At 65.8% G+C, this 26089-nt stretch carries 26 protein-coding genes and 3 tRNA genes; 17 read left to right on the top strand and 12 right to left on the bottom strand.

What is annotated here, in order from left to right; all coding sequences use genetic code 11:
• Positions 1-268: hypothetical protein (locus tag D580_RS16635; RefSeq protein ID WP_018952392.1), on the top strand; the 268-nt coding region annotated here is incomplete at its 5' end.
• 49 nt (positions 269-317) lie between these two features.
• Here D580_RS16635 and D580_RS0100010 read toward each other — a convergent pair.
• The 4 genes from D580_RS0100010 to D580_RS0100025 all read right to left on the bottom strand — a co-directional run bounded on the left by D580_RS0100010 (position 318) and on the right by D580_RS0100025 (position 3133).
• Positions 318-506, bottom strand: coding sequence for a hypothetical protein (locus D580_RS0100010; protein WP_012638482.1), 189 nt, complete (start codon positions 504-506; stop codon positions 318-320).
• A gap of 1 nt (position 507) precedes the next feature.
• Positions 508-1011 (bottom strand): Hsp20/alpha crystallin family protein, encoded by a 504-nt coding sequence (locus D580_RS0100015; protein WP_018952393.1) that lies wholly within the window; start codon positions 1009-1011, stop codon positions 508-510.
• A 92-nt stretch (positions 1012-1103) separates the two neighbouring features.
• Positions 1104-1976 (bottom strand): ion transporter, encoded by an 873-nt coding sequence (locus D580_RS0100020; protein WP_018952394.1) that lies wholly within the window; start codon positions 1974-1976, stop codon positions 1104-1106.
• Positions 1977-2191: 215 nt separating this feature from the next.
• Entirely contained in the window at positions 2192-3133 is a 942-nt protein-coding gene (locus tag D580_RS0100025) for an L-lactate dehydrogenase (protein WP_018952395.1), read from the bottom strand.
• Positions 3134-3318: 185 nt separating this feature from the next.
• Between D580_RS0100025 and D580_RS0100030 the strand changes: the two genes are divergently transcribed.
• On the top strand, positions 3319-3735 hold the full coding sequence (locus tag D580_RS0100030; RefSeq protein WP_231363459.1) for an FHA domain-containing protein: 417 nt from the start codon (positions 3319-3321) through the stop codon (positions 3733-3735).
• A 273-nt stretch (positions 3736-4008) separates the two neighbouring features.
• Here the strand turns inward: D580_RS0100030 and D580_RS0100035 are convergent, their stop codons facing one another.
• Genes D580_RS0100035 through D580_RS0100045 form a run of 3 tightly spaced genes read right to left on the bottom strand, consistent with a single transcriptional unit; the run spans position 4009 to position 7869 of the window.
• Positions 4009-4608, bottom strand: coding sequence for a Maf family protein (locus D580_RS0100035; protein ID WP_018952397.1), 600 nt, complete (start codon positions 4606-4608; stop codon positions 4009-4011).
• Positions 4605-6434 (bottom strand): sodium-extruding oxaloacetate decarboxylase subunit alpha, encoded by a 1830-nt coding sequence (oadA, locus tag D580_RS0100040; RefSeq protein ID WP_018952398.1) that lies wholly within the window; start codon positions 6432-6434, stop codon positions 4605-4607. Before oadA ends, D580_RS0100035 begins: the two co-directional genes overlap by 4 nt.
• Before the next feature lie 16 nt (positions 6435-6450).
• On the bottom strand, positions 6451-7869 hold the full coding sequence (locus D580_RS0100045; protein WP_018952399.1) for an acetyl-CoA carboxylase biotin carboxylase subunit: 1419 nt from the start codon (positions 7867-7869) through the stop codon (positions 6451-6453).
• Positions 7870-8032: 163 nt separating this feature from the next.
• Here D580_RS0100045 and D580_RS0100050 point away from each other — a divergent pair, with 163 nt between their 5' ends.
• The 13 genes from D580_RS0100050 (at position 8033) to D580_RS0100110 (ending at position 18599) form a co-directional block, all read left to right on the top strand.
• Positions 8033-8569: a YceD family protein gene (locus D580_RS0100050; protein ID WP_018952400.1), complete on the top strand. Its 537-nt coding sequence runs from the start codon at positions 8033-8035 to the stop codon at positions 8567-8569.
• Positions 8570-8625: 56 nt separating this feature from the next.
• On the top strand, positions 8626-8814 hold the full coding sequence (gene rpmF / locus D580_RS0100055; RefSeq protein WP_012638473.1) for a 50S ribosomal protein L32: 189 nt from the start codon (positions 8626-8628) through the stop codon (positions 8812-8814).
• Between the two features lie 131 nt (positions 8815-8945).
• On the top strand, positions 8946-9974 hold the full coding sequence (gene plsX, locus D580_RS0100060) for a phosphate acyltransferase PlsX (protein WP_018952401.1): 1029 nt from the start codon (positions 8946-8948) through the stop codon (positions 9972-9974).
• Entirely contained in the window at positions 9971-10939 is a 969-nt protein-coding gene (locus D580_RS0100065; RefSeq protein WP_018952402.1) for a beta-ketoacyl-ACP synthase III, read from the top strand. Before plsX ends, D580_RS0100065 begins: the two co-directional genes overlap by 4 nt.
• 93 nt (positions 10940-11032) lie before the next feature.
• Positions 11033-11500 (top strand): CYTH domain-containing protein, encoded by a 468-nt coding sequence (locus D580_RS0100070; protein ID WP_018952403.1) that lies wholly within the window; start codon positions 11033-11035, stop codon positions 11498-11500.
• A gap of 81 nt (positions 11501-11581) precedes the next feature.
• Entirely contained in the window at positions 11582-12244 is a 663-nt protein-coding gene (locus D580_RS0100075) for a response regulator (protein ID WP_018952404.1), read from the top strand.
• A gap of 64 nt (positions 12245-12308) precedes the next feature.
• The gene (locus D580_RS0100080; protein WP_018952405.1) at positions 12309-12965 is read left to right on the top strand and encodes a uracil-DNA glycosylase; all 657 of its coding nucleotides are present in this window, start codon (positions 12309-12311) and stop codon (positions 12963-12965) included.
• Positions 12966-12983: 18 nt separating this feature from the next.
• Positions 12984-14813: an excinuclease ABC subunit UvrC gene (uvrC, locus tag D580_RS0100085; RefSeq protein WP_018952406.1), complete on the top strand. Its 1830-nt coding sequence runs from the start codon at positions 12984-12986 to the stop codon at positions 14811-14813.
• 6 nt (positions 14814-14819) lie between these two features.
• The gene (pgsA, locus tag D580_RS0100090; RefSeq protein WP_018952407.1) at positions 14820-15377 is read left to right on the top strand and encodes a CDP-diacylglycerol--glycerol-3-phosphate 3-phosphatidyltransferase; all 558 of its coding nucleotides are present in this window, start codon (positions 14820-14822) and stop codon (positions 15375-15377) included.
• A gap of 110 nt (positions 15378-15487) precedes the next feature.
• Positions 15488-15563: transfer RNA gene (locus D580_RS0100095), tRNA-Gly, on the top strand.
• A 78-nt stretch (positions 15564-15641) separates the two neighbouring features.
• Positions 15642-15715 (top strand) — tRNA-Cys (locus D580_RS0100100).
• A 71-nt stretch (positions 15716-15786) separates the two neighbouring features.
• A tRNA-Leu gene (locus D580_RS0100105) sits at positions 15787-15871 on the top strand.
• Between the two features lie 205 nt (positions 15872-16076).
• Positions 16077-18599, top strand: coding sequence for a diguanylate cyclase domain-containing protein (locus D580_RS0100110; protein WP_231363460.1), 2523 nt, complete (start codon positions 16077-16079; stop codon positions 18597-18599).
• A gap of 4 nt (positions 18600-18603) precedes the next feature.
• Here D580_RS0100110 and D580_RS0100115 read toward each other — a convergent pair whose 3' ends face one another.
• The gene (locus D580_RS0100115) at positions 18604-18840 is read right to left on the bottom strand and encodes a DUF1496 domain-containing protein (RefSeq protein ID WP_018952409.1); all 237 of its coding nucleotides are present in this window, start codon (positions 18838-18840) and stop codon (positions 18604-18606) included.
• A gap of 189 nt (positions 18841-19029) precedes the next feature.
• Here D580_RS0100115 and D580_RS0100120 point away from each other — a divergent pair, with 189 nt between their 5' ends.
• Entirely contained in the window at positions 19030-19305 is a 276-nt protein-coding gene (locus D580_RS0100120; protein ID WP_018952410.1) for a hypothetical protein, read from the top strand.
• Positions 19306-19399: 94 nt separating this feature from the next.
• On the opposite strand, the gene mnmC is transcribed toward D580_RS0100120, so the two are convergent.
• The 3 genes from mnmC to D580_RS0100135 are packed head-to-tail and all read right to left on the bottom strand — an operon-like array spanning position 19400 to position 23059.
• Positions 19400-21382, bottom strand: a complete 1983-nt coding sequence (gene mnmC, locus D580_RS0100125; RefSeq protein ID WP_018952411.1) for a bifunctional tRNA (5-methylaminomethyl-2-thiouridine)(34)-methyltransferase MnmD/FAD-dependent 5-carboxymethylaminomethyl-2-thiouridine(34) oxidoreductase MnmC — start codon at positions 21380-21382, stop codon at positions 19400-19402.
• Entirely contained in the window at positions 21366-22139 is a 774-nt protein-coding gene (locus D580_RS0100130; protein ID WP_018952412.1) for an ABC transporter permease, read from the bottom strand. Before D580_RS0100130 ends, mnmC begins: the two co-directional genes overlap by 17 nt.
• Complete coding sequence (locus D580_RS0100135) at positions 22136-23059, bottom strand: ABC transporter ATP-binding protein (protein WP_018952413.1); 924 nt, start codon at positions 23057-23059, stop codon at positions 22136-22138. Before D580_RS0100135 ends, D580_RS0100130 begins: the two co-directional genes overlap by 4 nt.
• 139 nt (positions 23060-23198) lie before the next feature.
• On the opposite strand from D580_RS0100135, the gene D580_RS0100140 reads away from it, so the two are divergent.
• Entirely contained in the window at positions 23199-24614 is a 1416-nt protein-coding gene (locus D580_RS0100140) for a leucyl aminopeptidase family protein (protein WP_018952414.1), read from the top strand.
• Here the strand turns inward: D580_RS0100140 and D580_RS0100145 are convergent.
• The gene (locus tag D580_RS0100145) at positions 24611-26029 is read right to left on the bottom strand and encodes a Glu/Leu/Phe/Val family dehydrogenase (protein WP_038042878.1); all 1419 of its coding nucleotides are present in this window, start codon (positions 26027-26029) and stop codon (positions 24611-24613) included. The two genes, D580_RS0100140 and D580_RS0100145, sit on opposite strands and share 4 nt — an antisense overlap.
• Between the last annotated feature and the right edge of the window lie 60 nt (positions 26030-26089).

A 26089-nucleotide genomic window follows, 5' to 3' on the forward strand; every position in this document is an offset into this window, starting at 1 on the left:
CTTCTGGGCGACGGAAGCCGCCTTGGGCTTTGCGATGCTGGCCTACAACTTGATGAGCCTGTTTCGTCAGGCCGTGTTGCGTTCCCGAATCCAGCATACCCTCTCCACTCTGCATGGCCTGGTGTTGGCCATCGGCGGCTCTTGGCACCCGGATGTCAAACAGAACAAGCTGATGCTATCCGTACCCCGTCGAAAACGTGCTTGGTTCGCGGGTCTCTGGGCCAATGCATCCGCCCCGCCCGTCATTCATGGGCTGCATGCCGGCTAATGGACAATCTGGGTTCAATTCCCACTTCCCAATTCACCCTTCCCACTTCCTAAAAGTCCCTCCGCTCCCAGAGATCATCCTGCTTCTGCCGCCGGTCCTTGCCGGAGCGGCGCGGATCCTTCTCCGGCTCAAAGCGCACCATCTCACGCCGGTCCTTGCCGGAACGCCGGTCCTTGCCGGAGCGGCGCTCAGGACCCGCGTAGGTGTTGCCGTTGATGATGGGGCTGTCGTCGCTCATGTCAGGCTCCCTGGACGGGGATGCGCCGGCCGAGGGCGCGCAGGTTCTTGGGCAGGGTCACGGTGAGCACACCGTTGTGGTACTTGGCCCTGGCGCCCTGGGAATCCACGGGGATGGGCAGGGGGACCACCCGCTCGAAGCGCCCGTAGGCCCGCTCCATCACGTAGAAACGGCCCCGGGCCTGTTCCCGTTCAAGGTGCTTCTCGCCGCTGACCACCAGGTGATCATCCACCACCTGGATCTCGAAGTCCTTGGACTCCATGCCGGGGATCTCCAGGCCGATGATGAGTGCGTCATCGGTCTCGCGCACCTCCGAGGCCAGCAGGCCCCAGCGGGCCGCGTTGCGGGCCACGCCGGCCTCGACGCTCTCCACAGGACCTTCGGCGGAGCTGGGGTGGAAGCGGGTCAGCGCGCTGCCGGCGCGTTCGCGCAGCTGATGCCAGCCGCGGCTCAGGGTGTCGAGGGCATGGCCGAAGCCTTCTCTGATCTGGTCCAGTGTGCTCATGGGGACGCTCCTGTGTTGGCTCTACAGGGAGTGTAGCCCGGCGCGCCTGCGAATCGTAGGGGCATTACGACCGGGCACATGGCCTGGGCTGCCTATCCGGGCCTGCGCAGTTCTTCCCGCAGGGCCCGAATCTCCTCGCGCAGGGCGCGCAGGTCCTGGTGCAGCTGCTGGTTCTCGCTCTCCACCCGGGTCAGGTCCTGGTGCAGCTGTTCGCTCTCGGCGTGCACCACCGTGGTGATGGTCTTTTCCTCGAAACGCTGCTGCTCCTCGGCCAGGGTCTGCATGGTGTTGACGATGATGGCGATAAACAGGTTGAGGATGGTGAAGGTGGCCACCAGGATGAAGGGCACGAAGAACACCCAGGCGTAGGGATGGGTCTCCATCACCGGCCGGGCGATGCCCATGGACCAGCTTTCCAGGGTCATGACCTGGAAGAGGGTGTACATGGAACGGCCGATTGATCCGAACCAGTCCGGGTGCTGCTCGGCGAACAGGTTGGTGGCGATGACCGCGAACACGTAGAACAGGATGATCAGCAGGCCGAAGATGGAGGCGATGCCCGGGATCGCCCGCAGCAGGGCCTCCACCACGAAGCGCAGCTTGGGGACCATGGACACCAAGCGCAGCAGACGCAGGATACGCAGGACCGCGAAAGGACCCGAGGCCGGGAACAGGGCGATGCCCACCACGAAGAAGTCGAACACGTTCCAGGGATTGCGGAAGAAGCGCAGGCCCTGGGCGTAGAGCTTGATCAGGATCTCCACCACGAACACGCCCAGGATCACCCGGTCGGCGCCGATCAGCCAGTCGCCGATACGGGCCATGATGTCAGGGTCGGTCTCCAGGCCCAGGATGGCGGCGTTGATCAGGATCAGGGCGACGATGACCCGCTGCACCGGGCCGGATTCGATCCAGCGCCCGGCGCGTTCGCGCAGGCCCGGATTCACACCAGGGGTGTGGGACATGGTTGGGTGTCTCCAGAAGGGGGTCGGACTATAAGGCGGGCGGAAGGATAGGGGAAGGCAGTGGCTAGTCTCAAGTGGCTAGTGGCAAGGGGCCCCCACCCCAGCCCTCCCCCGCGTTGCGGGGGAGGGAGTACACCCTGTCTTCTCCCTCTCCCTCAGGGAGAGGGTCGGGGTGAGGGTGGTGTTCCTTGCCACTAGCCACTTGAGACTTGCCACTAGATCTCCATCCCCTCCAGGCTCTCCCGCAGTACGGCGGCCGAGGCATGCAGTCCATCCCGTTCCTCAACCGAGACCTCCGGCGGTACCCGGCATTCCACGCCCCGGGCGCCCACCACGCAGGGGATGCTCAGGCACAGCCCCGGCTCGATGCCGTAGGTTCCGGCCGGGTCCACGCTCACGGGCAGGACGCTCTTCTGGTCCTCCAGGATCACCCGAACCAGGTAGGCGATCACCAGGCCGATGGCGGTGTTGGTGTAGCCTTTGCGGGCGATGATGTCGTAGGCGGCGCCGCGTACCTGCTGGAAGATGCGTTCCATGGCCGCGGCGTCGAAGGGCTTGCAGCTGATCTCGTTGCCCATGATGGGCAGGCCGCCGATGCTGGCGCTGCTCCAGATGGCCACCTCGGAATCGCCGTGCTCGCCCAGGATATAGGCATGCACGGAGCGGGGATTCACGTCGTAGTGTTCCCCCAGCAGGGCGCGGAAGCGGGAGGTGTCCAGCATGGTGCCGGTGCCGATCACCGCCTCCGGCGGGCGCTTGCTCAGGCGCTGCATCACGGTGGTGAGGATGTCCACCGGGTTGGTGGCGATCACCAGCACCGCCTCCGGGGCGTGGCGATCCAGCTGTTCGGCGATCTCCCGGAACACCGCCGCGTTGCGATTGAGCAGGTCCAGGCGGGTCTCACCGGGCTTCTGGCCGACGCCCGCGCAGATCACGATCACCCGGCAGCCGGCCAGGTCCGCGTAGTCGCCGGCGCGCACCGTCACCCGGCCCACCAGGGCCTGGCCGTGCATCAGGTCCATGGCCTCGCCCTCAGCCCGGCGGGGGTCCTTGTCCACCAGCACCAGGCTGCTGGCGATCTGGCGCTGAAACAGGGCATAGGCCGCGGCAATGCCGACGTTGCCCGTGCCGATGATGCCAACCGCGTTCTTGGACATGAGGATTGCCTCCCTTGGGTTTGCGTGTAAAGATTCCGAGAGGTTTATCAGAAAGAACGTTGCAAACGCATGTTCTTGATCACTTGGCCGATTTTTTCTGCTTAAGTTCACAGAAAATGGCCTTTATCCGCGCGCATACTCTATCTCAGTGAGCAACTGAGGTAGGCCAAACGATGAAACACTTCATGCAGTCCTCCGACGACGGTTACAACGAGGCTTCACCGACCCAGCAGATCAGCGCAGAGCGCGTGCGGGCCATGTATGACCTCAGCGCGCGACTCTCCTTGAGCTATGAGGGTGTCGAGCACTGGTTCACGGCAAGCTCCCGGGTGTTCGTGGTGGGCCGCAACCTGGACTGCGATCTGGTGGTCGCGGTACCCGTGGCCTCCCGGCACCATGCCCGATTCATCTACCGCAAGGGCAAGTTCGTGGTCATTGACCAGAGTACCAATGGCACCTATGTGCAGCTCAAGGGCAATGACCAGGTCTGCCTGCTCAACGGTGAGGAGTTCCCCCTGGTGGGCGAGGGCGTGATCAGCCTGGGCCGTCCGGTGGAGGACGGTGACCCCCATCTGATCCATTTCCGCATCCCGGGCCGCTGAGGCGCAAACAGTATGGACACGCAAACGGGCCGCCCTTTGGGCGGCCCGTTTGCGTTGGAGGGGCGTAGGGTGGGGTTATTATTAACCCGGCCTTGAATAACGAGACCATCGCGCAAGCTCCGTAGGCCCGATAGAGCGCAAGCGGTATCGGGCAGCTTGTGCCGGACACCGCTGCGCTTTGTCCGGCCTACGATTCACCATAGGTGGCAAGGTGAGTGAATTAACCCGCATATTTCACCGGGACCGGTGAAATATGCGGGTTAAAGGGCCGCCTTAATAGGCCGAGGCCTTCCCGCCCAATACCGCCACGCCTTCCTCCCGCAGCATGCTTACCAGGGTGATCAGTGGCAGGCCGATCAGGGCGGTGGGATCATCGCCCTCCATGCGCTGGAACAGGGCGATGCCCAGGCCCTCGGACTTGAAGCTGCCGGCGCAGCCGTAGGGCTGCTCCCGGCGCAGGTAGTCCTCGATCATGGCCGAGTCCAGGGTGCGAAAGTGCACGGTGAACGGCACGGTGTGGATCTGGGCACGGCCGGTGTGTGCGTTGAACAGGCACAGGCCAGTGTGAAACACCACGGAGCGGCCCGAGGCGGCGCGCAGTTGCACCACGGCCCGCTCGTGGCTGCCGGGCTTGCCCAGGATACGACCGTCCAGCTCCGCCACCTGGTCGGAGCCGATGATCAGGGCCTCGGGGTGGTGCATGGCCACGGCCCGGGCCTTGTCCCGGGCAAGCCGGGCCACCAGGTCGGCGGGGGATTCGTCGGGCAGGGGGGTTTCGTCCACCTCGGGCGAGTGGCACTGAAACGGCAGTTGCAGGCGCTCCAGCAGTTCCCGTCGAAACGGCGAGGAGGAACCGAGGATCAGGGGGCTCACTCGATCTCCACCAGGGTCTCGTCCGGGTTGACGCTGTCGCCCTTGGCCACGTGCACCGCCTTGACGGTGCCGTCCACCGGGGCCTGTACCTCGGTCTCCATCTTCATGGCCTCGAGTACCAGCACCGCGTCGCCGGCCTTGACCGTCTCGCCTTCCTTGACCAACACGTCGGTGATGCTGCCGGGCATGGAGGTGCTCACGTGTCCGGGCTTGGTGGCCCGGGGGCGCTGGCTGCCCTTGCCGCGGGGGCGGGGCTGGGCGGTGTCGCCGCCCTCGGCGGACACCAGCAGTTCATCCAGGGTCTCCACCTGGATCTCTTCGGGCATGCCATCCACGGTGACGTAGAAGGGGCGCATGTCCTCGCGCTTGTGGCCGGTGCCGGTGACCTTGATGTGGTAGGTCTCGCCGTGCAGGGTGACGCGGAATTCCACCGGCGCGGCCTGTTCCTCCTTCTTGCCGCCGTTGGCAGGCAGTAGGGGTTCGGGCACCAGGTGGCCGTCGCGGCGCTGCTGCAGGAACTCCCGGCCCACCTCGGGGAACATGGCGTAGATCAGCACGTCCTCCTCGCTCTGGGCCAGCTCGCCGGCCTGCTCGCGCAGGTTATCCAGTTCGTCCTCCAGCAGGTCGGCAGGGCGGCAGTCGATCACCTCGGCGTTGCCGATGGCCTTCTGGCGCACCACCGCGTTCACCGTGCCCAGGGTGCGGCCGTAGCGGCCCTGGAGGTAGAGCTTCACCTCGTTGGTGATGGTCTTGTAGCGCTCGCCGGTGAGCACGTTCATCACCGCCTGGGTGCCCACGATCTGGGAGGTGGGGGTGACCAGGGGCGGGTAGCCCAGGTCCTCGCGCACCCGGGGGATCTCCTTCATCACCTGGTTCATCTTGTCCAGGGCGCCCTGTTCCCGCAGCTGGTTGGCCAGGTTGGAGATCATGCCGCCGGGTACCTGGGTGGTCTGTACACGGGTATCGATGCCGGTGAACTCGCTTTCGTACTGACGGTACTTCTTGCGCACCTCGTGGAAGTAGAAGCCGATCTCCTGCAGGGCCTCCAGGTCCAGGCCGGTGTCGTACGCCGTGCCCTTGAGGGCCGCCACCATGCTCTCGGTGGGCGCGTGGCTGGTGCCGCCGGCGAAGGCGGACATGGCGGTGTCGATCACGCTCACGCCGTGCTCGATGGCCTTGAGGTGGCACATCTCGGCGAGCCCCGAGGTGGCGTGGGTGTGCAGGTGCACGGGTACCTTGACCGCCGCCACCAGCTCGCTCACCAGTTCCGCGGTGGTGGACGGGGTCAGCAGGCCGGCCATGTCCTTGATGGCGATGCTGTCGCAGCCCATGTCCACCATCTCCCGGGCCATGGCAACGAACTGCGCGATGTTGTGCACCGGGCTGGTGGTGTAGCTGATGGTGCCCTGGGCGTGCTTGTTCTCCTGCTTCACCGCCTCGATGGACACGCGCAGATTGCGGGTGTCGTTCATGGCGTCGAAGATGCGGAATACGTCCATGCCGTTGGCGGCGGAGCGGGCCACGAAGCTGCGCACCACGTCGTCGGCGTAGTGGCGGTAGCCCAACAGGTTCTGCCCGCGCAGCAACATCTGCAGGCGGGTGTTGGGCAGGGCCTCGCGCAGCTTGCGCAGGCGTTCCCAGGGGTCTTCCTTGAGGAAGCGGACGCAGGCGTCGAAGGTGGCGCCGCCCCAGACCTCCATGGACCAGAAGCCGATCCGGTCCATGCGCTCGCATATCGGCAGCATGTCCTCGGTGCGCATGCGCGTGGCGATCAGGCTCTGGTGGCCGTCGCGCAGGGTGAGATCGGTGATCATGATCTTGGACATGGCGTTACCTTATGGCTTACAGGCCCTTGTGGGCGGCGATGGCGGCGGCGATCACGGCCGCCAGTTCACGGACCGGGCGGCGCACCGAGTAGTCGGTGAGTTCCGGGTGGGCCTCCACGAAGCCCGTGTCGAAGCGCCCCGACTGGAATTCCGCGTTGCCGAGGATCTCCAGGTGATAGGGGATGGTGGTCTTCACGCCGAACACACCGATGTCCTGCAGGGCCCGGCGGGCGCGGCGGATCAGGCTTTCCCAGTCCAGGGCCCAGACGATGAGCTTGGCGCACATGGAGTCGTAGTGGGGCGGAATGTGGTAACCGGTGTAGATGGCGCCATCGGTGCGCACGCCCGGGCCGCCCGGGGCGAAGTAGCGGGTGATGCGACCGAAGCTCGGCAGGAAGTCGTTCTTGGGATCTTCGGCGTTGATGCGGAACTCGATGGCAAAGCCGCGGCGCTGTACCTGCGCCTGGGCGTAGGTCATGGGCAGGCCCGAGGCGATGCGGATCTGTTCCTGGACGATGTCCACGCCGGTGATCATCTCGGTGACCGGGTGTTCCACCTGCAGGCGGGTGTTCATTTCCATGAAGTAGAAGTTGTCCTCGTGATCCATGAGGAACTCCACCGTGCCGGCGTTCTCGTAGCCCACCGCCCTGGCGGCGCGCACCGCCAGCTCGCCCACGTAGGCGCGTTGTGCATCGCTCAACTGGGGGGAGGGGGCGATCTCCACCAGCTTCTGGTGACGGCGCTGGATGGAACAGTCGCGCTCGAACAGGTGGATGGCGTTGCCGTGGCTGTCGGCCAGCACCTGCACCTCGATGTGGCGCGGGTTGATGATGGCCTTCTCCATGAAGATCTCGGTGTTGCCGAAGGCCTTGGTGGCCTCGGAGCGCACCCGCTCGTAGTTGCTGCGCAGCTGGGCCGGGTCGTCGCAGCGGCGGATGCCGCGCCCGCCGCCGCCGGTGGTGGCCTTGAGCATCACCGGGTAGCCGATCTGCTCGGCCAGGGCCAGGGCCTCGTCCACGTTGGCCAGGTTGCCCTCGCTGCCGGGCACCACCGGCACCCCGGCGGCGATCATGGAACGCCGCGCCTGGACCTTGTCGCCCATGGCGTGGATCACCTCCGCCGAGGGGCCGATGAAGCGCACCCCGCGCTGGGCGCAGGTGCGGGCGAACTGGGGGTTTTCCGACAGGAAGCCGTAGCCGGGGTGGATGGCATCGCAGCCCACGGCCCGGGCCACGTTGACCATGCGGTGCACGTTGAGATAGCCGGCCAGGGAATCGGGGCCGATGGAGTAGGCCTCGTTGGCCTTCTTCACATGCAGGCTGTGGCGGTCCGCGTCGGTGTACACGGCCACCGAGGTGATCCCCATTTCGGCGCAGGCACGGATGATGCGCACGGCGATCTCGCCGCGGTTGGCAATCAGGATCTTGCGTATCACGGGGTGCCGCCACCTTGGGAATACGGGGCCCGAAAACCGGGTGATCCCGGAGTATCCGTGATTTGCCGTCGGCATTTCAAGCCAAGCCCCGGATTCACAAGGCAAAATCAAGGCAAAATCGTCTTTGACAGCGGGCTGTCCCGGGGCGTAAAATTGCCGGCTTATGTTTGACGCCTTGCCCGACTGGATCGACTCGGCCCGGCTGTCTGCCAGGGCGGGCGAGGTGGCGGGTACGCTGCCCCTGTCACAGCTGACCCGGCTTGCCGGGGAACTGGTGGATACCGAGGGGGAGGCCAGTGTCCGTTTCCGCTTCGACAGGGCGCCCGGCGGCGGTGACCGGGTTCGAGGTCATGTCCGGGCCACCCTGCATCTGCGATGCCAGCGCTGTCTGGAGCGCATGGACCACCCGGTGGACCATGACTTCGAGGCCCGGCTGGTGGCCGATGAGAAGGCCCTGGAGGCACTGCCCGATGACCAGGACGCTGTCTGGGTGGAGGAACGGGGCCTGAGCCTGCACAGTCTCCTTGAAGAGGAGCTGCTGCTGGCACTACCGGTGGTGTCCCTGCATCCCCAGGGCAGCCCCTGCGCCGAGGGCGGATACCGGGAGTTCGCCGACGGGGACATCTCCCGCAGCCGGCGCGAAGTCGACAACCCATTCGCTGTCCTGAAGGGACTCAAGACAGACGAGAACAAACCCTAACCCGGTCACGTTGACCGGGGACTGGTTCAAGCAAACGCTTTACGGAGATCTTTATCATGGCAGTTCAACAGGCCCGTACCACCCCCTCGAAGCGCGGCATGCGTCGTTCCCACGATGCGCTCAAGAACGCTGCGCTCTCCATCGAGCCCACCACCGGTGAAGTGCACCGTCGGCACCACATCAGCCCCGATGGTTTCTACCGCGGGCGCCAGGTGATCAAGGCCAAGGAGCAGGACGAGGAGTAAAACCCTCGCCGCTTCGCTGAACGGGGGCACAGGCGCCCGTTCAGCGCCTCACGCAAGATGTAACCAGACATCGCGGGATGGACACATCCCGCGTCGTCATTTACGGGCAGGCGAAAATCGTCGACGACTGAATGAGCGGACTCTTCACCATCGCACTGGACGCCATGGGCGGTGATCACGGCCCGGGTGTCGTGGTCCCGGCCGCCGTCGGGGCACTGGGCAAATACCCCGATATCGAGCTGGTGCTGGTGGGTGATGAATCCATGCTCGGCGCCGAGATCGCCCGCCACCCCGGACAGTCTTCCGAGCGGCTTCGCATCCACCACGCCAGCCAGGTGGTGGGCATGGACGAGCCGCCCGCACAGGCCCTGCGCAACAAGAAAGACTCCTCCATGCGCGTGGCCATCAACCTGGTCAAGGACGGCAAGGCCCACGCCTGCGTGAGCGCCGGCAACACCGGCGCGCTCATGGCCACTGCCCGCTACGTGCTCAAGACCCTGCCCGGCATCGACCGCCCGGCCATCAGCACCGCCATCCCCTCCATCCACGGCCACACCCACATGCTGGACCTGGGCGCCAACGTAGACTGCACCGCGGAACACCTGTTCCAGTTCGCGGTGATGGGCTCGGTGCTGGTGAGTGCCGTGGACAACAATCCCAGCCCCAAGGTGGGACTGCTCAACATCGGCCAGGAAGAGATCAAGGGCAGCGACCAGATCAAGGAAGCAGGCCGTCTGCTGGAGGCCAGCAACCTCAACTACATCGGCTTCGTGGAAGGCGACGACATCTTCTGCGGCGACGTGGACGTGGTGGTCTGCGACGGCTTCGTGGGCAACGTCTCGCTGAAGACCAGCGAGGGTGTGGCGCGCATGGTGTCCCACTTCATCCGCGCCGAGTTCAAGCGCAACCTGTTCAGCCGCTTCGCCGCGTTGTTCGCCCTGCCAGTACTCGGCAACCTAAAGAAGCGCATCGATCCGCGCCTGTACAACGGTGCCAGCCTCCTGGGCCTGCAGGGCATCGTCATCAAGAGCCATGGCGGTGCCGACGCGTTTTCCTTTGAAAACGCCATCCGCATCGCCCGCCTCGAGGTGGAGAAGAACATCGCGCAACGCATCGACAAGCAGCTGGAACAGCTGCTGACGGAAAGGGAAGCATCGTGACCTACGCCCGGATCACCGGCACCGGGGGCTGTCTCCCGGAGAAAATCCTCACCAACCACGATCTGGAAAAGATGGTGGAGACCACGGATGAGTGGATCCAGGAGCGCACCGGCATCAAGAAGCGCCACGTGGCGGGCCCCGAGGAGACCACCTGCGACCTGGCCGAGCGGGCCGCGCGCCGCGCCATGGAGATGGCCGGGCGCGGCAGCGCCGACATCGACCTGATCATCGTCGCCACCACCACCCCGGATCGCGTGTTCCCCAGCACCGCCTGCCTGCTGCAGAAGCGCCTGGAGATCCACGGCTGCGCCGCCTTCGACGTGCAGGCGGTGTGCACCGGCTTCGTCTACGCCCTGGGCGTGGCCGATCGCTTCATCCGCACCGGCGGCGCGAAGTGTGCCCTGGTGGTGGGTGCCGAGACCCTGTCGCGCATCGTGGACTGGACCGACCGCACCACCTGCGTCCTGTTCGGCGACGGCGCCGGTGCCGTGGTCCTGGAGGCCAGCGAGGAGCAGGGCATCCTCTCCACCCACCTTCACGCCGACGGCCGCTTCGATAACCTGCTGCATGTACCCAAGGGGGTTTCCACCGCCTACAGCGAGGTGCTGGCGGGCGAGGCCTACATCGAGATGAAGGGCAACGAGGTCTTCAAGGTGGCGGTCAACACCCTGGGCCGAATCGTGGACGAGACCCTGGAATACAACGACATCGACCAGGCGGAGATCGACTGGCTGATCCCGCACCAGGCCAACATCCGCATCATCCAGGCCACCGCGCGCAAGCTGAAGATGCCCATGGACCGGGTGGTGGTCACCGTGGGTGAACACGGCAATACCTCCGCCGCCTCCATCCCCCTGGCCCTGGACGTGGCCGTGCGCGACGGGCGGGTGCGCCCCGGGGACCTGCTGATGATGGAGGCCTTCGGCGGCGGCTTCACCTGGGGTTCGGCCCTGCTGCGCTTCTGATCCTGGCGGCCAGCGGTTTCCCGCTGGCCGGATCAGGTAGAATGTCTGCCGTCCTGACCGGACCGCGACGGCCCGGCCAACACGAGACGATCCATGGGCCTGGAAATCGAACGCAAGTTTCTGGTGGTGGGTGAGAGCTGGAAGAAAAGCGTCTCTCGGCGCATCCACTTTCGTCAGGGTTACCTGTGCGGCAATCGCCACGCCTCCATCCGTGTGCGGGTGACCGACGAGGACGCCCGGCTCAACATCAAGAGCGCCACCCTGGGCGTTGAGCGTGAGGAGTTCGAGTATTCGATCCCGCCCGAAGAGGCCCGCCGCATGCTGGAGGCCCTGTGCGAAGGCCCGCTGATCGAAAAGACCCGGCACTTCGTGGAACATCAGGGGCATGTCTGGGAAGTGGACGTGTTCGAGGGCCGCAATGAGGGGCTGATCGTGGCCGAGATCGAGCTCACCGCCAGCGACGAGGTCTTCGAGCGACCGGACTGGGTCGGCGAGGAGGTCTCCCATGACCCGCGTTATTACAATACCAGCCTGGTCAAACATCCTTTCAGTGAATGGTGAACCGCCGACCGTGAATCGTCTCCCGGCAAACCGTCATCGAATCTCCAGCCGCCGCACCCCGGGTGCGCCGGGGGGCGGGGCATGATCGACGTCCTGCTGGTGGACGATCACGAACTGGTTCGCATGGGCATCCGCGGCCTGCTGGATGAGCGCGCCGCCGTGACCGGTATCCAGGTGGTGGGCGAGGCCTCCTCCGGCGAGGAGGCCCTGCTGGAGGCCAAGCGCCTCAAGCCGGACGTGGTGCTCATGGACATCAACATGCCGGGCATCGGCGGGCTCGTGGCCACCCGGCGCATCGTGGAGGCCCAGCCGTCGGTGAAGGTGCTGGTGCTCACGGCCATGGACGAAGGTCCCGTGCCCCGCTGGGTGCTGGAGGCCGGCGCCAGTGGCTATCTCACCAAGGGTTGCCGCATCGAGGAGATGATCGCCGCCATCCAGGGCGCCATGCAGGGTGAGCGCCACATCAGCCCGGCGGTGGCACAGCGCCTGGCCCTGGGCGGGATTGACAGGGACCAGGCCAACCCCTTTGACGAGCTCTCCGGACGGGAACGCCAGATCCTGTTGATGATCCTCCAGGGCCAGACACCCCAGGCCATCGCCACCGCCCTGAACATCAGTCCCAAGACGGTGAGCACCTACAAGTGCCGGGTGATGGGCAAGCTGGGTATCAGCAACGACCTGCAACTGGTGACCCTGGCCGCGCAGCACGGTCTGATCGCTTCCCGGGAAGTGGGCGACAACTAGCAGAAGTCCGTCCAAGGTCTTCTGCCCCGGCCGGCAGGTCCCACTGCCGTGGTAGCATGACGCCATGGAAACCCACTTCGATCCCCACTGCACCCGTTGCCCGCGCCTGAGCGATTTCCTGGCTGACCTGCGCCAGAAACACCCCGGGTATCACAATGCCCCCGTGGCGCCTTTCGGTGATCCCGAAGCCCGGCTGCTGATCGTCGGCCTGGCCCCGGGCATGCACGGCGCCAACGCCTCGGGACGGCCCTTCACCGGCGACTACGCCGGCATCCTGCTCTACGAGACCCTGCACCGCTTCGGCTTCGCCAGTCGCCCGGAATCGGTGTCCGCCGACGACGGGCTGGTGCTCAGTGATTGCCGCATCACCAATGCGGTGAAGTGCCTGCCACCGGCCAACAAGCCGGAGACCGGCGAGGTGGTGAGCTGCAACGATTACCTGGCCGTGGAACTCAAGGGCCTGCCCCGGGACGCGGTGGTGCTGGCCCTGGGCACCATCGCCCACAATGCCGTCCTGCGCGCCCTGGGGATCAAGGCCAGCGCGTACCGCTTCGGCCATGGCGCTGAACATGAACTCGACGGCCTGACCCTGATCGATTCCTACCACTGCAGCCGCTACAACACCCAGACCCGGCGCCTGACCCCCGAGATGTTCCAGGCGGTGTTCGCCCGTATCCGCGAGCGGCTGCCCGGGCCGCAGGTCCGGCAGCGGCGCGCCTGACAACCGACACCAGCGTCCATGAGCGAGCAGCACGAGGCCGCACCCTTCGATCCCGCCAGCTTCCTGCGCACCCTGACCCATCGTCCGGGGGTGTACCGGATGCTGGGCGGAGCGGGGGAGGTGCTCTACGTGGGCAAGGCCAAGGACCTGAAGAAACGGGTCGCCAGCTATTTCCGCAGCAACGTAAGCAGCGCGCGGATCCGCTCCATGGTGAGCCAGATCCACAACATCGAGGTCACCGTCACCCGCACCGAGGCCGAGGCCCTGCTGCTGGAGAGCAACCTCATCAAGGAGCACCGGCCCCGCTACAACGTGCTGCTGCGCGACGACAAGAGTTACCCCTACATCCTGGTCACCGACCACGCCTTCCCGCGCCTGACCTTCCACCGGGGCGCGCGCAAGCCCGGCGGCCGCTACTTCGGTCCCTATCCCTCGGCGGGGGCGGTGCGCGAGACCCTGAACCTGCTGCAGAAGCTGTTCCTGGTGCGCCAGTGCGAGGACAGCTTCTTCCAGAACCGCTCCCGGCCCTGCCTGCAGTACCAGATCCGGCGCTGCACCGCGCCCTGCGTGGGGCTTGTCAACGAGGCCACCTACCGGCAGGACGTGGAACACGCGGTGCAGTTCCTGGAGGGCAAGAGCGAGGCGGTGATCCGCGACCTGGTAGTGCGCATGGAGCAGGCCTCCGAGCGGCTCGCCTTCGAGGAGGCGGCCCGTTACCGGGACCAGATCACCCGGCTGCGCCAGATCTCCGAGCAGCAGTACATCAGCGGCGCGGGTGGCGACGTGGACATCATCGCCTGTCACCAGGCCTCCGGTCAGGCCTGCGTGCAGGTGTTCTTCGTGCGCGGCGGGCACCACCTGGGCAACAAGGCCCTGTTCCCCAGCGTGCCCGAGGACACCAGTGCCGAGGAACTGATCAGCGCCTTCCTGGCCCAGTATTACCTGAGCCGCGAGGTGCCCGCGGAGATCATCCTGAGCCATGCCCCGGAGGATGCCGAACTGCTCACGGAGGTGCTCGGCCAGCGCCGGGGCAGGGCGGTGGGCCTGAGCTGGAACGTGCGCGGCGAGCGCGCCCGCTGGCTGGAGATGGCCGAGCGCAACGCGGAACTGGCCCTGCGCACCCGGCTCGCCAGCCGCGCCGGCATGCGCGAGCGCCTGGAGGCCCTGGCCGAGGCCCTGGACCTGGACGAGTTGCCTTCGCGGATGGAGTGTTTCGACATCAGCCACACCCAGGGAGAGCTCACCGTGGCCTCCTGCGTGGTGTTCGATGCCGAGGGGCCGGTGAAGTCCGACTACCGGCGCTTCAACATCGAGGGCATCACCCCGGGGGATGACTATGCCGCCATGCGCCAGGCCCTGCAGCGGCGCTACACGCGCCTCAAGGAGGGCGAGGGGCGCCTGCCGGACGTGCTGTTCATCGACGGCGGCAAGGGCCAGGTGCGCCAGGCCCTGGAGGTGCTGGAGGAACTGCAGGTCCAGGGGGTGAGCGTGGTGGGCGTGGCCAAGGGGGCGGACCGCAAGCCGGGGCTCGAGACCCTCGTGTTGAGCGACTCCGAGCGCCCGACTATACTGCCGCCGGGCTCCAGTGCCCTGCATCTCATCCAACAGATCCGCGACGAGGCGCACCGATTCGCCATCACTGGCCACCGCCAGCGACGTGCCAAGGCGCGCACCACTTCTCCCCTGGAGCAGATCCCCGGCATGGGCCCGAAGCGTCGCCAGCAGTTACTCAAGCATTTCGGCGGGCTGCGCGGCGTGAGCCGGGCCGGCGTGGCCGAGCTGTCCAAGGTCCCGGGCATCAGCCGGAAGCTGGCACAGCAGATCTACGACAGCTTTCATGAAGGCTGAATCTCGATGACCTTGAACATACCCAACCTGCTCACCTGGCTGCGCATCGCCCTCATCCCCCTGATCGTGGTGGTGTTCTACCTGCCCGTGTCCTGGTCCGGGCCGGCCAGCGCCGCCATCTTCGCCCTGGCCGGCCTGACCGACTGGCTGGACGGGTACCTGGCGCGCAAGCTGGGCCAGACCTCCCGCTTCGGTGCCTTCCTCGATCCCGTGGCGGACAAGCTGATGGTGGCCGCGGCCCTGGTGCTGCTGGTGGATAAGATGGGCGGTGTGCTGCTGGCCGCCGCGGCCATCGTCATCATCGGCCGGGAGATCGCCATCTCCGCCCTGCGGGAATGGATGGCGGAGATCGGTCAGCGGGGCAAGGTAGCGGTCTCGAGCCTGGGCAAGGTGAAGACCACCGCGCAGATGGTGGCCATCTTCCTGCTGCTCTATCAGCAGCCGGTGCTGGGGTATGACCTACACACCCTGGGCCTGGTGCTGCTCTACGCGGCTGCTGCCCTGACCCTGTGGTCCATGATCCAGTACCTGCGCGCCGCACTGCACAGGGTAAATGCCGCCTGATGAGGTCAACCGTGCGTTTTTGCCTTCATCCTTCGTCCTTCATCCTTCATCCTTGTAAGAATCCCCCCTTGACACAAAACTGCAAGGATCCATAGAATACGCGCTCCCAAGCGGGAATAGCTCAGTTGGTAGAGCACAACCTTGCCAAGGTTGGGGTCGCGAGTTCGAGTCTCGTTTCCCGCTCCAGATTCTCAAACCTCGGTTCTGCCGAGGTTTTTTGTTTTCGGGACAGGGGTGCTATGATTTGCGCCTCTTCCCGCACCCGGCTGGGTGGCAGAGTGGTTATGCAGCGGCCTGCAAAGCCGTGTACGCCGGTTCGATTCCGACCCCAGCCTCCACTTTTCCCTGATGTCTTTCGCGCGGTCCGCTGCAAGCGGCTACAATGCCGTCTGCCTGCCTTTTCGATTCAGCCCGGATGGCGGAACTGGTAGACGCAGGGGACTTAAAATCCCCCGGCTTTTGCCGTGCCGGTTCGACTCCGGCTCCGGGCACCATTCCAACAAGCCATGACATGCGCCGTCTTTTCGGTCCCTGGTGGCATGATATAGTCGATGCACGGGCAGTTGCTGTACAGCGGCCCGCGATTGGCCCTATAGCTCCCTGCCCAAGGAATCGTCACAGCGTGGTATCTCGCGAGTACCGCCCAGAACCCTCGCCAAGGCGCCGACCCGCCCCCATGACCCTGTGTCAACCCGAGCCATGTCGTTGAAGGTCTCGCGCTGGTCCCTGTTGGCGGGTTGCCTTGCGGGCGGTCTGATGCTGCTGGTCCTATTCAGCCTGCTGCAGGTCTGGAAGCAGCGGGTCCAGGACGAGACCCGCACCGAGTTGGTGGGCCAACTGGGCAATCTCCGTGCCCGGCTCGAATCCGAACTCAATGCAGTGATCCACGTCACCGACGGTCTGGTCACCTACATCATGTTCAACCCGGACCTGGGCGAGACGGAGTTCGATGCCATCGCCTCCATGCTCATGGAACGCAGGCCGGGGCTGATCAGCCACTTCACCGCTGCGCCCGACAACGTCATCCGTTATCTGCATCCCCTGGAAGGCAACCGTGCGGCCCTGGGCCTGGATCTCATGAGCCACCCGGAGCAGTCCGCTTCGGTGCTGGACATGATCGAACGCCGCTCGACGGTGCTCGCCGGTCCCTGGGAACTGGTACAGGGCGGTCTGCGCCTGATCATCCGCACGCCTATCTTCGTGCCTGCCCACGTGGCCGGGACCGAGGACGACCGCTACTGGGGCCTGGTCTCCATCCCCGTGGACATGCAGCGCCTGTACGAGGCGGCCGGGCTGGGTTACTTCGAGCGCAGCATGGACATCGCCATCCGCGGGCGGGATGGTCTGGGTGCCCGGGGTGAGACCTTCTACGGTGATCCGGCGCTGTTTCGCCGCGACAGCCTGCGCCAGACGGTGACCATGCTGGGGGGCGAGTGGGAACTGGCCGCCGAACCCAGCGGCGGCTGGCAGGCGGTGACACCCGTCGGCGGCCTCTGGGGGCTGATTTGGTTGATCTCGCTGCTCACGGGCGCGCTGGCCTGGTATCTGAGCCTGCAGGGACAGCGCCTGCGCCACTCGGAGGTCAAGTACCGGGCGCTGATGGAGAACCTGAGCGACGGCGCGTGCATCGTCCAGGACGGCTGGCTGCGTTACGTGAATCCCCGCTTCCGGGACATCTTCGGCCATGACGAGGAACTCCTGCTGTCTCATCAGCTGAGTGACTTCCTGGTCGCCGAGGACCGCGATCTGCTCGCGAGGCTCATGTCCAGGGTGATCGCCGATCCCGCCCGCTCCGGGCCGCTGGAGACGGAGCTTCGCATCCGTACCGGTGATGCGGGACACAGCTATGTGCGCATCAATTTGAGCGCCATGGCGTGGGAGGACGGGCCGGCGATACTGGCGACGGTCTCCGACATCGATGACCGCAAGCGCCTGGCCAACCAGCTGCTCGACAGCCACGAGCGGCTCAACGCCATCATCCGGGCACTGCCGGACATCGGCTTCATCATCGACGACCAGGGGCAGTACCGGGATGTCTTCGGCGGCCTGGACAGCCAGCTGTATCACCGGGGTCAGGCGCTGATCGGCAAGCGCCTGCACGAGGTACTGCCGCTGGAGCTGGCGGACCGCTTCCTGTCCGTGGTGCACAAGGCCCTGGAGACCTCGAGCCTGCAGACCCTGGAATATGCCCTGAGCGCCGAGCAGATCAGCATCCCGCCCAAGGGTGGTCCCGAGGGCACACTGTGGTTCGAGGGACGCGTGATGGCCATGGGGGCCAGGGTCTTCGACCGCCCCGCGGTGATCTGGCTGGCCATGAATGTCACCGCGCGCAAGCGCCTGGAGGAATCCATGCGCCTCAACGCCCGGGTGTTCGAGGACAGCAACGAGGGGATCTTCATCACCGATGCGGGCAACCGCATCATCTCCGCCAACACGGCCTTCACGCGCATCACCGGCTACGAGGCCGCCGAGGTGATCGGCCGCAATCCGGGACTGCTCAGCTCCGGCATGCACGACGAGGCCTTCTATCAGTCCCTGTGGGAACAGGTGCTGTTGCACGGGCGCTGGGAAGGGGAGATCTGGAACCGGCGCAAGGACGGCCGCGTGTATCCCCAGAACCTGTCCATCAGCGTGGTGCGCGATGGCGAGGGACACATCAGCCACCACATCGCCATCTTCTCCGACATCACCCGGCGCAAGGAGGCCGAGGCCCAGGTCCGGCACATGGCGCTGCACGACAACCTCACCGGACTGGCCAACCGCACCCTGTTGCGGGATCGCCTGACACAGGCCATCGAACAGGCGCGCCGCGACAAGAACAGCCTGGCGCTGTTGTTCATCGATCTGGACGATTTCAAGCCGGTCAATGATACCCACGGCCACGAGGCGGGGGACCGGGTGCTCAAGGAAGTGGCTCAGCGTCTGCGGGCCGCGGTGCGCCGGGTGGACACCGTGGCGCGCATGGGCGGGGACGAGTTCGTGGTCCTGCTACAGGCCCTGGAGCAGGAGGACATGGCCATACAGGTGGCCGAGAAGATCATCGATTCGCTGTCCAGGCCCATACAGCTCAACGGCCAGACATGCCTGCTGGGGGCCAGCGTCGGCATCGCCCTGTATCCCCGCCATGGCGAGGACCACGACAGCCTGATGCGGGCCGCCGACCAGGCCCTTTACCAGGCCAAGTCGGCAGGCAAGAACCGCTACCAGGTCGCCGGGTACTGAGGTCTCAGTCCACGCCCTCCACGGACTGCACCCACACGCCCCGGTCGCAGCGCAGCAGCATGCCGCCGCTGTTGACGTAATCGCCGTGCTGGTAGGCGATGTCATTGAAGTAGCACGCGGGTTCCCCCGGCACCTCCTGCTTGAGCACATCGGACTCCTCGTCCATCTCCATGGCGATGGGGGAGTTGCGCAGTTCGGGATCCTGCGCGCCCACGTGGGGCGGGGTATGGCTGTTGCTCATCGGGTTCTCCGGTTCCTTATGCAATGTCTCTGGTCAAGCCTTCTGCGCAGTATGGGTGATGTCCGGCGACCTGGTTTGACCGTCGTCAGGTAAACAGGCCGCTTGGGCACCGGATGGCAGGCAGCGCTAACAACTTGTGTTATTAGTCTACAACGTCAACCGCCACCGTCACACAGGAACCGCAACATCATGGGCAAGCCCACCGACGAAGAACTCAAGGCCGCGCTGACCGAGGCCGCGCGCATGCGCGAGCATGGCGAGGATCCCCACTTTCTCGCCAAGTGTCTGCTCAACCTCAACTACCGGATCAAGCAGCTGGAACGGGTGCTCAGCGCCTCGGAGCGTTACCTGCATTCGGGCCTTGCCGAGCACAACCACGCGGAACTGGTGCGCACCATCGAGGCCTACAAGCGCGCCGAGGCCCGGGGCACCTACGAGGAAGAGAAAGAACCCTGGCTCGAATAAGCGAATTCAAGATTCAAAGTTCAAGATTCAAAGGGCAGATGCCTATCCCTTTGAATTTTGAATCTTGAATTTTGAATCCTCAAAAGAGTGCTTCTCACCGCGCTCTTTTGAGTTCCCTGACCCGGTCCCGCGCCGGATGCAGGGCCTCCACCAGGTCACGGGGCAGGGGCAGGGGATCGCCATGCATCAGCGAGGCCAGCAGTTCGGCGCTCAGGGGGGCGGTGGTCAGGCCCCGCGAGCCATGGGCCAGGCTGGTGTAGACGCCGGGCAGCAGGGGCGCCCCGGGATAACTGTCGGGGCGACGGCCGTGATGCAGTTCCCCGTAGCAGCGTTCGAAGGCCACCATGCCCGGCAGCGGCCCCGCAAGCGGCAGGCGGCCCGGGGCGTTGAAGCGCAGCGCCGCCCGTCCGGCCATGGGCGGGTCCAACTCCCCCAGTGCGTCCGGCCAGACCCGGCGCAGACCCGCCAGGTTGCTGGCATGTTCTTCGGGTCGCAGCCGGGTATCCCGGTCACCACGCACGAAGCTCGCGCCGCAGACATGGCCGCTTCGGGTTGCGGGTGTCAGGTAGCCCTCGTAACACAGCACCCTTTTCAACCCCCGCGTGATGCGGCTTGCTTCAATCACGCTCAGCTGGCCGCGCAGGGGCCTGGGTTCGATGCCCGGATGCAGCCCTGGCATGCCCGCGCCGTTGGCCAGCACCACCCGGGGTGCGCGTGTGATCGCCACGCCATGCTCATCTTCCAGCAGCCAGTCTTGTCCGTCACGGGTGAGGCGTGACACCGGTCGTCCCAGGCGCAGTTCCACGCCCGCCTTCGCCATCTGGGCTCGGCACAGGGCCGCCGGGTCCACCCAGCCTGCCCGGGGCAGGAACAGGCACGGAAGCTCAAGCGGCACGCCGGCCAGTTCGCTGGCCTCGGCGGCATCAACCGCCCGCATCAGTTCCGGGGGCAGGGGCAGGCGTTCACGGATGCGTTCCAGGCGCTGCGCCAGGCGCTTGCCGTCGGCCAGCCACAGCGCGCCGCACCAGTCCCGCGGCAGGTCCTCGACCGTCAGGCCTAGGGATTCGATCCAGTCGCGTGAAAACTCCGAAGCCATCAGCGTGAAGCGGCTCACCACCCCGTGATCGGCGCTCAGGTGCGGCATGAGGATGCCGGCCGGGTTACCGGAGGCACCGGCGGCGACCTGATCCGCGCCATCCACCACCGTGACCTGCCAGCCCCGGCGCGCCAGCGCCAAGGCCACGGCGCTGCCGGCAAGGCCTGCGCCGAGTACCGCCGCCTCGCGTTCGGCGGGTGCGGCGGGGGGCGGGTTCGAGAACCAGGGCGGGGTGGGGTCGGGGGTCGCTGCCTGTGCGTTTCTCAGGCCGCGGATGCGCTCCCGCTTGTGGCCAAAGCCCGGCAGGCGCTGGATGTCAAAGCCCGCGTTCTCCAGGCCGCGACGCACATGGCCGGCGGCGGTGAAACTGGCGAGTGACCCGCCCGCCGGTGTGAGTCGTGCCAGCTGCGCGTACAGCGCCTCCTGCCACAGGGCTTGGTTGCGCGCCGGGGCAAAGCCGTCCAGGTACCAGGCATCCACCTGCGCCTGGCACTGGCGCAGGCAGTCCACGGCATCGCCGAACATCAGGGTGAGGCTCAGACGTTCCCCGGGGAACACCAGCCGGTGAAAGCCGGGCACCGGCGCCGGGTACTGGGCCAACAGCGACTCTCCCAGATGACGCAATGCCTGCGGCAGCGCAGAGATCAGACGGGCCAGGTCCTCGCGGGTGAAGGGATGCAGTTCCACGCTCAGGTAGTGCAGCCAGCCGGCTCCCGGCCGGCTGCGCCACAGGTCCCAGGTCAGCAGGAAGTTGAGCCCGGTGCCAAAGCCGGTCTCGGCGATGGTGAACACATCGCGGTCGAGCCAGCGCTCGGGCAGGCCGTTGGCGTCAAGGAACACGGTGCGGGATTCCTCGGCGCCATGGCCGTGGCTGAAGTACACGTCACCGTAGCGGGACGACCAGGGCGTGCCGTCGCGAAATTCCAGCGCCGCCGGCTCCAGGGGCTGGAATCCGGCGCCTGTGTCAGTTGCGGATGCCATGCCCCTTGTTGAGCAGGTACAGGCTGAAGGAGAACAGCGCGGCGATGAAACCCAGGATGATGGCGTAGGAGAGCCACAGGTTGATGTCGCTCACCCCCAGCAGCCCGTAGCGGAAGGCATTGACCATGTACAGGATGGGATTGAGGTGTGAGACCCCCTGCCAGAACTCCGGCAGCATGGTGATGGAGTAGAACACGCCGCCCAGGTAGGTGAGCGGGGTGAGCACGAAGGTGGGGATGATGGAGATGTCGTCGAAGCTCTTGGCGTAGATGCCGTTGATCAGCCCCGCCAGGGAGAACAGCACGGAGGTGAGCAGCACCACCGAGAGCGTCACGCCCAGGTTGTGCATGCTGAAGGGACTGAACAGCAGCGACACCAGGGTGACCGCCACGCCAACGGTGAGCCCCCGGCACACGCCGCCGGCCACGAAGCCCAGGATGATGAGCGCGTTGGGGATAGGCGCCACCAGCATCTCCTCGATGTGATGCTGGAACTTGGAGCCGTAGAAGGATGACACCACGTTGGCGTAGGAGTTGGTGATGATGGTCATCATGATCAGGCCGGGGACGATGAAGTCCATGTAGCGCAGCCCGTCCATCTCGCCGATGCGCGAACCGATCAGGCCGCCGAAGATGATGAAGTAGAGCGCCGTGGTGATGGCCGGCGGCAGCACGGTCTGCACCCAGATGCGCATGAAGCGCAGCACTTCCTTGATGACGATGGTCTGGAAGGCGATCCAGTTGCGACGCAGGTTCATGAGGGACGGTTCTCCTTCACCAGGTTCATGAACAGCTGCTCCAGGCGGTTGGTCTTGTTGCGCAGGCTCAGCACCTGCACGTCAGCGGCGGCCAGATCCGTGAACAGCTGGTTGACGCTGTCCTCCTTGCGGATGTCCGCCTCCAGCGTGAGTTCATCCACCCAGCGCAGCGTGTGCCTGGGCAGTTGCGGCAGCTGGGCCAGGGGGCGGGCCAGGTCGAGCACGAAGGTCTCCACGTTGAGCTTGCCCAGCAGGCCCTTCATGGTGGTGTTCTCGACGATCTCGCCATGGTCGATGATGGCGATGTTACGGCACAGGTTCTCCGCCTCTTCCAGGTAGTGGGTGGTGAGGATGATGGTGCGACCCTCGGCGTTGATCTTGCGCAGGAAGGCCCACATGGAGCGGCGGATCTCGATGTCCACCCCGGCGGTGGGTTCGTCCAGGATCAGCAGTTGCGGTTCGTGCACCAGGGCCCGGGCGATCATGAGGCGGCGCTTCATACCCCCCGACAGGGTGCGTGCAGTCTCGTGGCGCTTTTCCCAAAGGCCCAGTTCCTTGAGATAGCGCTCGGCCCTCTCATAAGCCTGGCGACGGGGGATGCCGTAATAACCGGCCTGGTTGACCACGATCTCCACCACCGGCTCGAAGCTGTTGAAGTTGAATTCCTGGGGCACCAGGCCGAGGCAGGCCTTGGCGGCATCCTTCTCCCGGTCCAGGTCGTGGCCGAAGATAGAGACCTCACCCCCGGTCTTGTTCACCAGGGAGGCGATGATGCCGATGGTGGTGGACTTGCCTGCGCCGTTGGGGCCCAGCAGGGCGAAGAAATCCCCGGGCTCAACGTCCAGGTCGATGCCCTTGAGCGCCTGGAAGCCATTGCGGTAGGTCTTGGTCAGATTTCGGATCGAGAGGGCTTTGGGCATTGTTTTTAAGGGATTTTTGCGGGGCTGTCATAAGCCGTTAATGCTAACATGAGAGCCGACGTGAGGGGTGGGGCGAGAGACGGCAGGTGCACCACGCCTTGCCGAAACCTGTGTTCTGAATGTCTGAATAGGTGATCTGATGCGCGCGTGTTTCAGCCATGATGCCAAGGCCGAGACGATTCCTCTGGTTCCCCTGACCCCGGACACCCTGTCCGCCTGGCTCGAGGCCCATCCCCCACGGGTCAGGGCCTGGGTGGAGGCCAACGGTTTCAAGGGCAAGCCCAACACGCTCTGCACCCTGCCCGACGAGCATGGCCGTATCCAGTGCGTGCTAGTGGGCCTGGACACCGAGGCGCCCGTCTGGAGCGTGGCGGGCGCGGCACGCAAGCTTTGCCCGGGCGCCTACCGCCTGGAGACCGAACAGGACAGCGACTGGCTCACCCAGGCCTGCATCGGCTGGGGTCTGGGTGCCTACCGTTTCGACCGTTACAAGGCTTCCGACAAACCGGCGCCAGTGCTGGTGTTGCCGGAGGCCGTGGATGTGGACGAGGTGCTGCGGGTCGTGGACGCCACCGCCCTGGTGCGCGACCTGGTCAATACCCCGGCCCAGGACATGATGCCCGAGCACCTGGCGGAGGCGGCGCGCATGCTGGCCGATGCCCATGGCGCCAAGTTCACCACCGTGGAAGGGGAGGCCCTGCTGAGCGAAAACTTCCCCTGCATTCATGCCGTGGGCCGTGCCAGCAGCCACGCACCCCGCAAGGTGGAACTGAACTGGGGCGATGACAGCCATCCCCATGTGACCCTGGTCGGCAAGGGCGTGTGCTTCGACAGCGGCGGCCTGGACATCAAGCCTTCCAATGGCATGCGCCAGATGAAGAAGGACATGGGCGGCGCCGCCCACGTGCTGGGCCTGGCGCAGATGATCATGGCCGCGAAGCTGCCCGTGCGTCTGCGGGTGCTGATCGGCGCGGTGGAGAACGCCATCTCCGGCGATGCCTTCCGACCGGGGGACGTGCTCACTTCCCGCAAGGGCCTGAGCATCGAGATCGAGAACACCGACGCCGAGGGACGCCTGGTGCTCTGCGACCTGCTCACCGAGGCCTGCGAGGGTGAACGCAAGCCGGACCTGCTGGTGGATTTCGCGACGCTCACCGGTGCCGCCCGTGTGGCCGTGGGCACTGAGATCGCCGCCACCTTCACCGACGACACGGCGCTTTACCAGGAGGTGGAGGAAGCTGCTTCGAGGCTGGGCGATCCGGTCTGGCGTCTGCCCCTGCACAAACCTTACCGCAGCAGCCTGGACAGCTCGGTGGCGGACATCGCCAACTGCGGCTCCGGTCCCTACGGTGGAGCGATCACTGCTGCCCTGTTCCTGCAGGAGTTCGTGGACCCGAAGGTGCCGTGGGTCCACTTCGACGTCATGGCCTTCAACATCCGCGGTCGTCCCGGCCGCCCCAAGGGCGGCGAGGCCATGGGGCTGCGCGCCATGTTCGAGGTGATCCGCGCGCGCTTCGGTGGCCGCAGTAGAAGGGTGGTGAGATATGCGGGCTAGACCACACCCAGATCCAGGTTCGCCCGGGCGATCTTCTGGATGGCGATGCGGTAGGCGGCAGTGCGGTAGTCGAACTTGCTGTTCTGGCGGGCCTCCTGGATCTCCTGGAAGGCGGTGCGCATGGTGTCGTCCAGGCCCGAACGCACCAGGTCGGTCTCGTGGGCGCCGCGCACCAGGGCCTCGTGCATCCATTCCGGCACCTGTTCGCCGGTCATCAGCTCCAGGGCCGAGACCATGTGCTGGCCGCGCACCTCGTCGAAGCGTCGTTGCAGGCGGCCGAGACGGATGTGGGAGAGGTTCCTGATCCACTCGAAATAGGAGACCACCACGCCGCCGGCGTTCATGAACACATCGGGCAGGATCATGATGCCGCGCTTGCGCAGGATCTCGTCGGCCTCGTAGGTGACCGGACCATTGGCGCCCTCGGCGATGAGTTTTGCCTGGATACGCTCGGCGTTGCTGCTGGTGATCACGCCCTCCAGGGCCGCGGGTACCAGGATGTCGCATTCCTTCTCCAGAACCCGGGCCCCTGGCGGGACGAATTCCACGCCGGGGAAGCCTTCCACGCCGCCGGTCTTGGTGATGAACTGGCGTACCTCCTCGACGGGCAGCCCGGCATCGCTCACCAGGGCGCCATCCTGTTCAATGATACCGGTGATCAGTGCCCCGTCTTCCTCCTGCAGGGCCTTGGCCAGGTGGTAGCCCACGTTGCCGAGACCCTGAACGATTACCCGCTTGCCCTCCAGGGAACCGGACAGGCCCGCTTCATTGAGCGCGGCGGGATGGCGGAAGAATTCACGTAGGGCGTATTGGATGCCCCGTCCGGTGGCCTCCACGCGTCCGCGGATGCCGCCGAACTGGATGGGCTTGCCGGTGACACAGGCGGCGTGATTGAGGTCCTCCGGGTAGAGGTTCTTGTAGGTGTCCATGATCCAGGCCATCTCCCGCTGCCCGGTGCCCAGGTCCGGGGCGGGCACGTTGGTGGCGGGACTGAGGAAACCCTTGCGTGCCAGTTCGCGGGCGAAGCGGCGCGTGATCTGCTCCATCTCGTCCCGGTCGTACTGACTGGGGTCGATGCACAGACCGCCCTTGGAGCCGCCGAAGGGCACGTCCACCAGGGCGCACTTGTAGGTCATCAGCGCGGCCAGGGCCTCGGTGGTCTCCTGGTCCAGGGTGGGGGAGTAACGCAGGCCGCCCTTGGCGGGCAGCTTGTGGGTGCTGTGCACCGCCCGCCAGCCGGTGAACACCCGGATCTCGCCGCGAATGCGCAGGGGGAATGACACCTGCAGGATCGACTCGCAGGACTTGAGCGCGCGATCCGCGCCGGGGGGCAGATCGAGACCGTCCAGGGCGTGGTCGATCATCAGCGCCACGTTCTGCATGAAGTTGGGGGAGGGTGCGGTATCTCCGGGCATCTGGGGACCTCTTGCGTAGGCATTCAGTTACAATCTAGCAGACTTGAGCGCCTGGCCGCT

It is taken from the genome of Thioalkalivibrio sulfidiphilus (assembly GCF_000377945.1).
Taxonomy (GTDB): Bacteria; Pseudomonadota; Gammaproteobacteria; order Ectothiorhodospirales; family Ectothiorhodospiraceae; genus Thioalkalivibrio_A; species Thioalkalivibrio_A sulfidiphilus_A.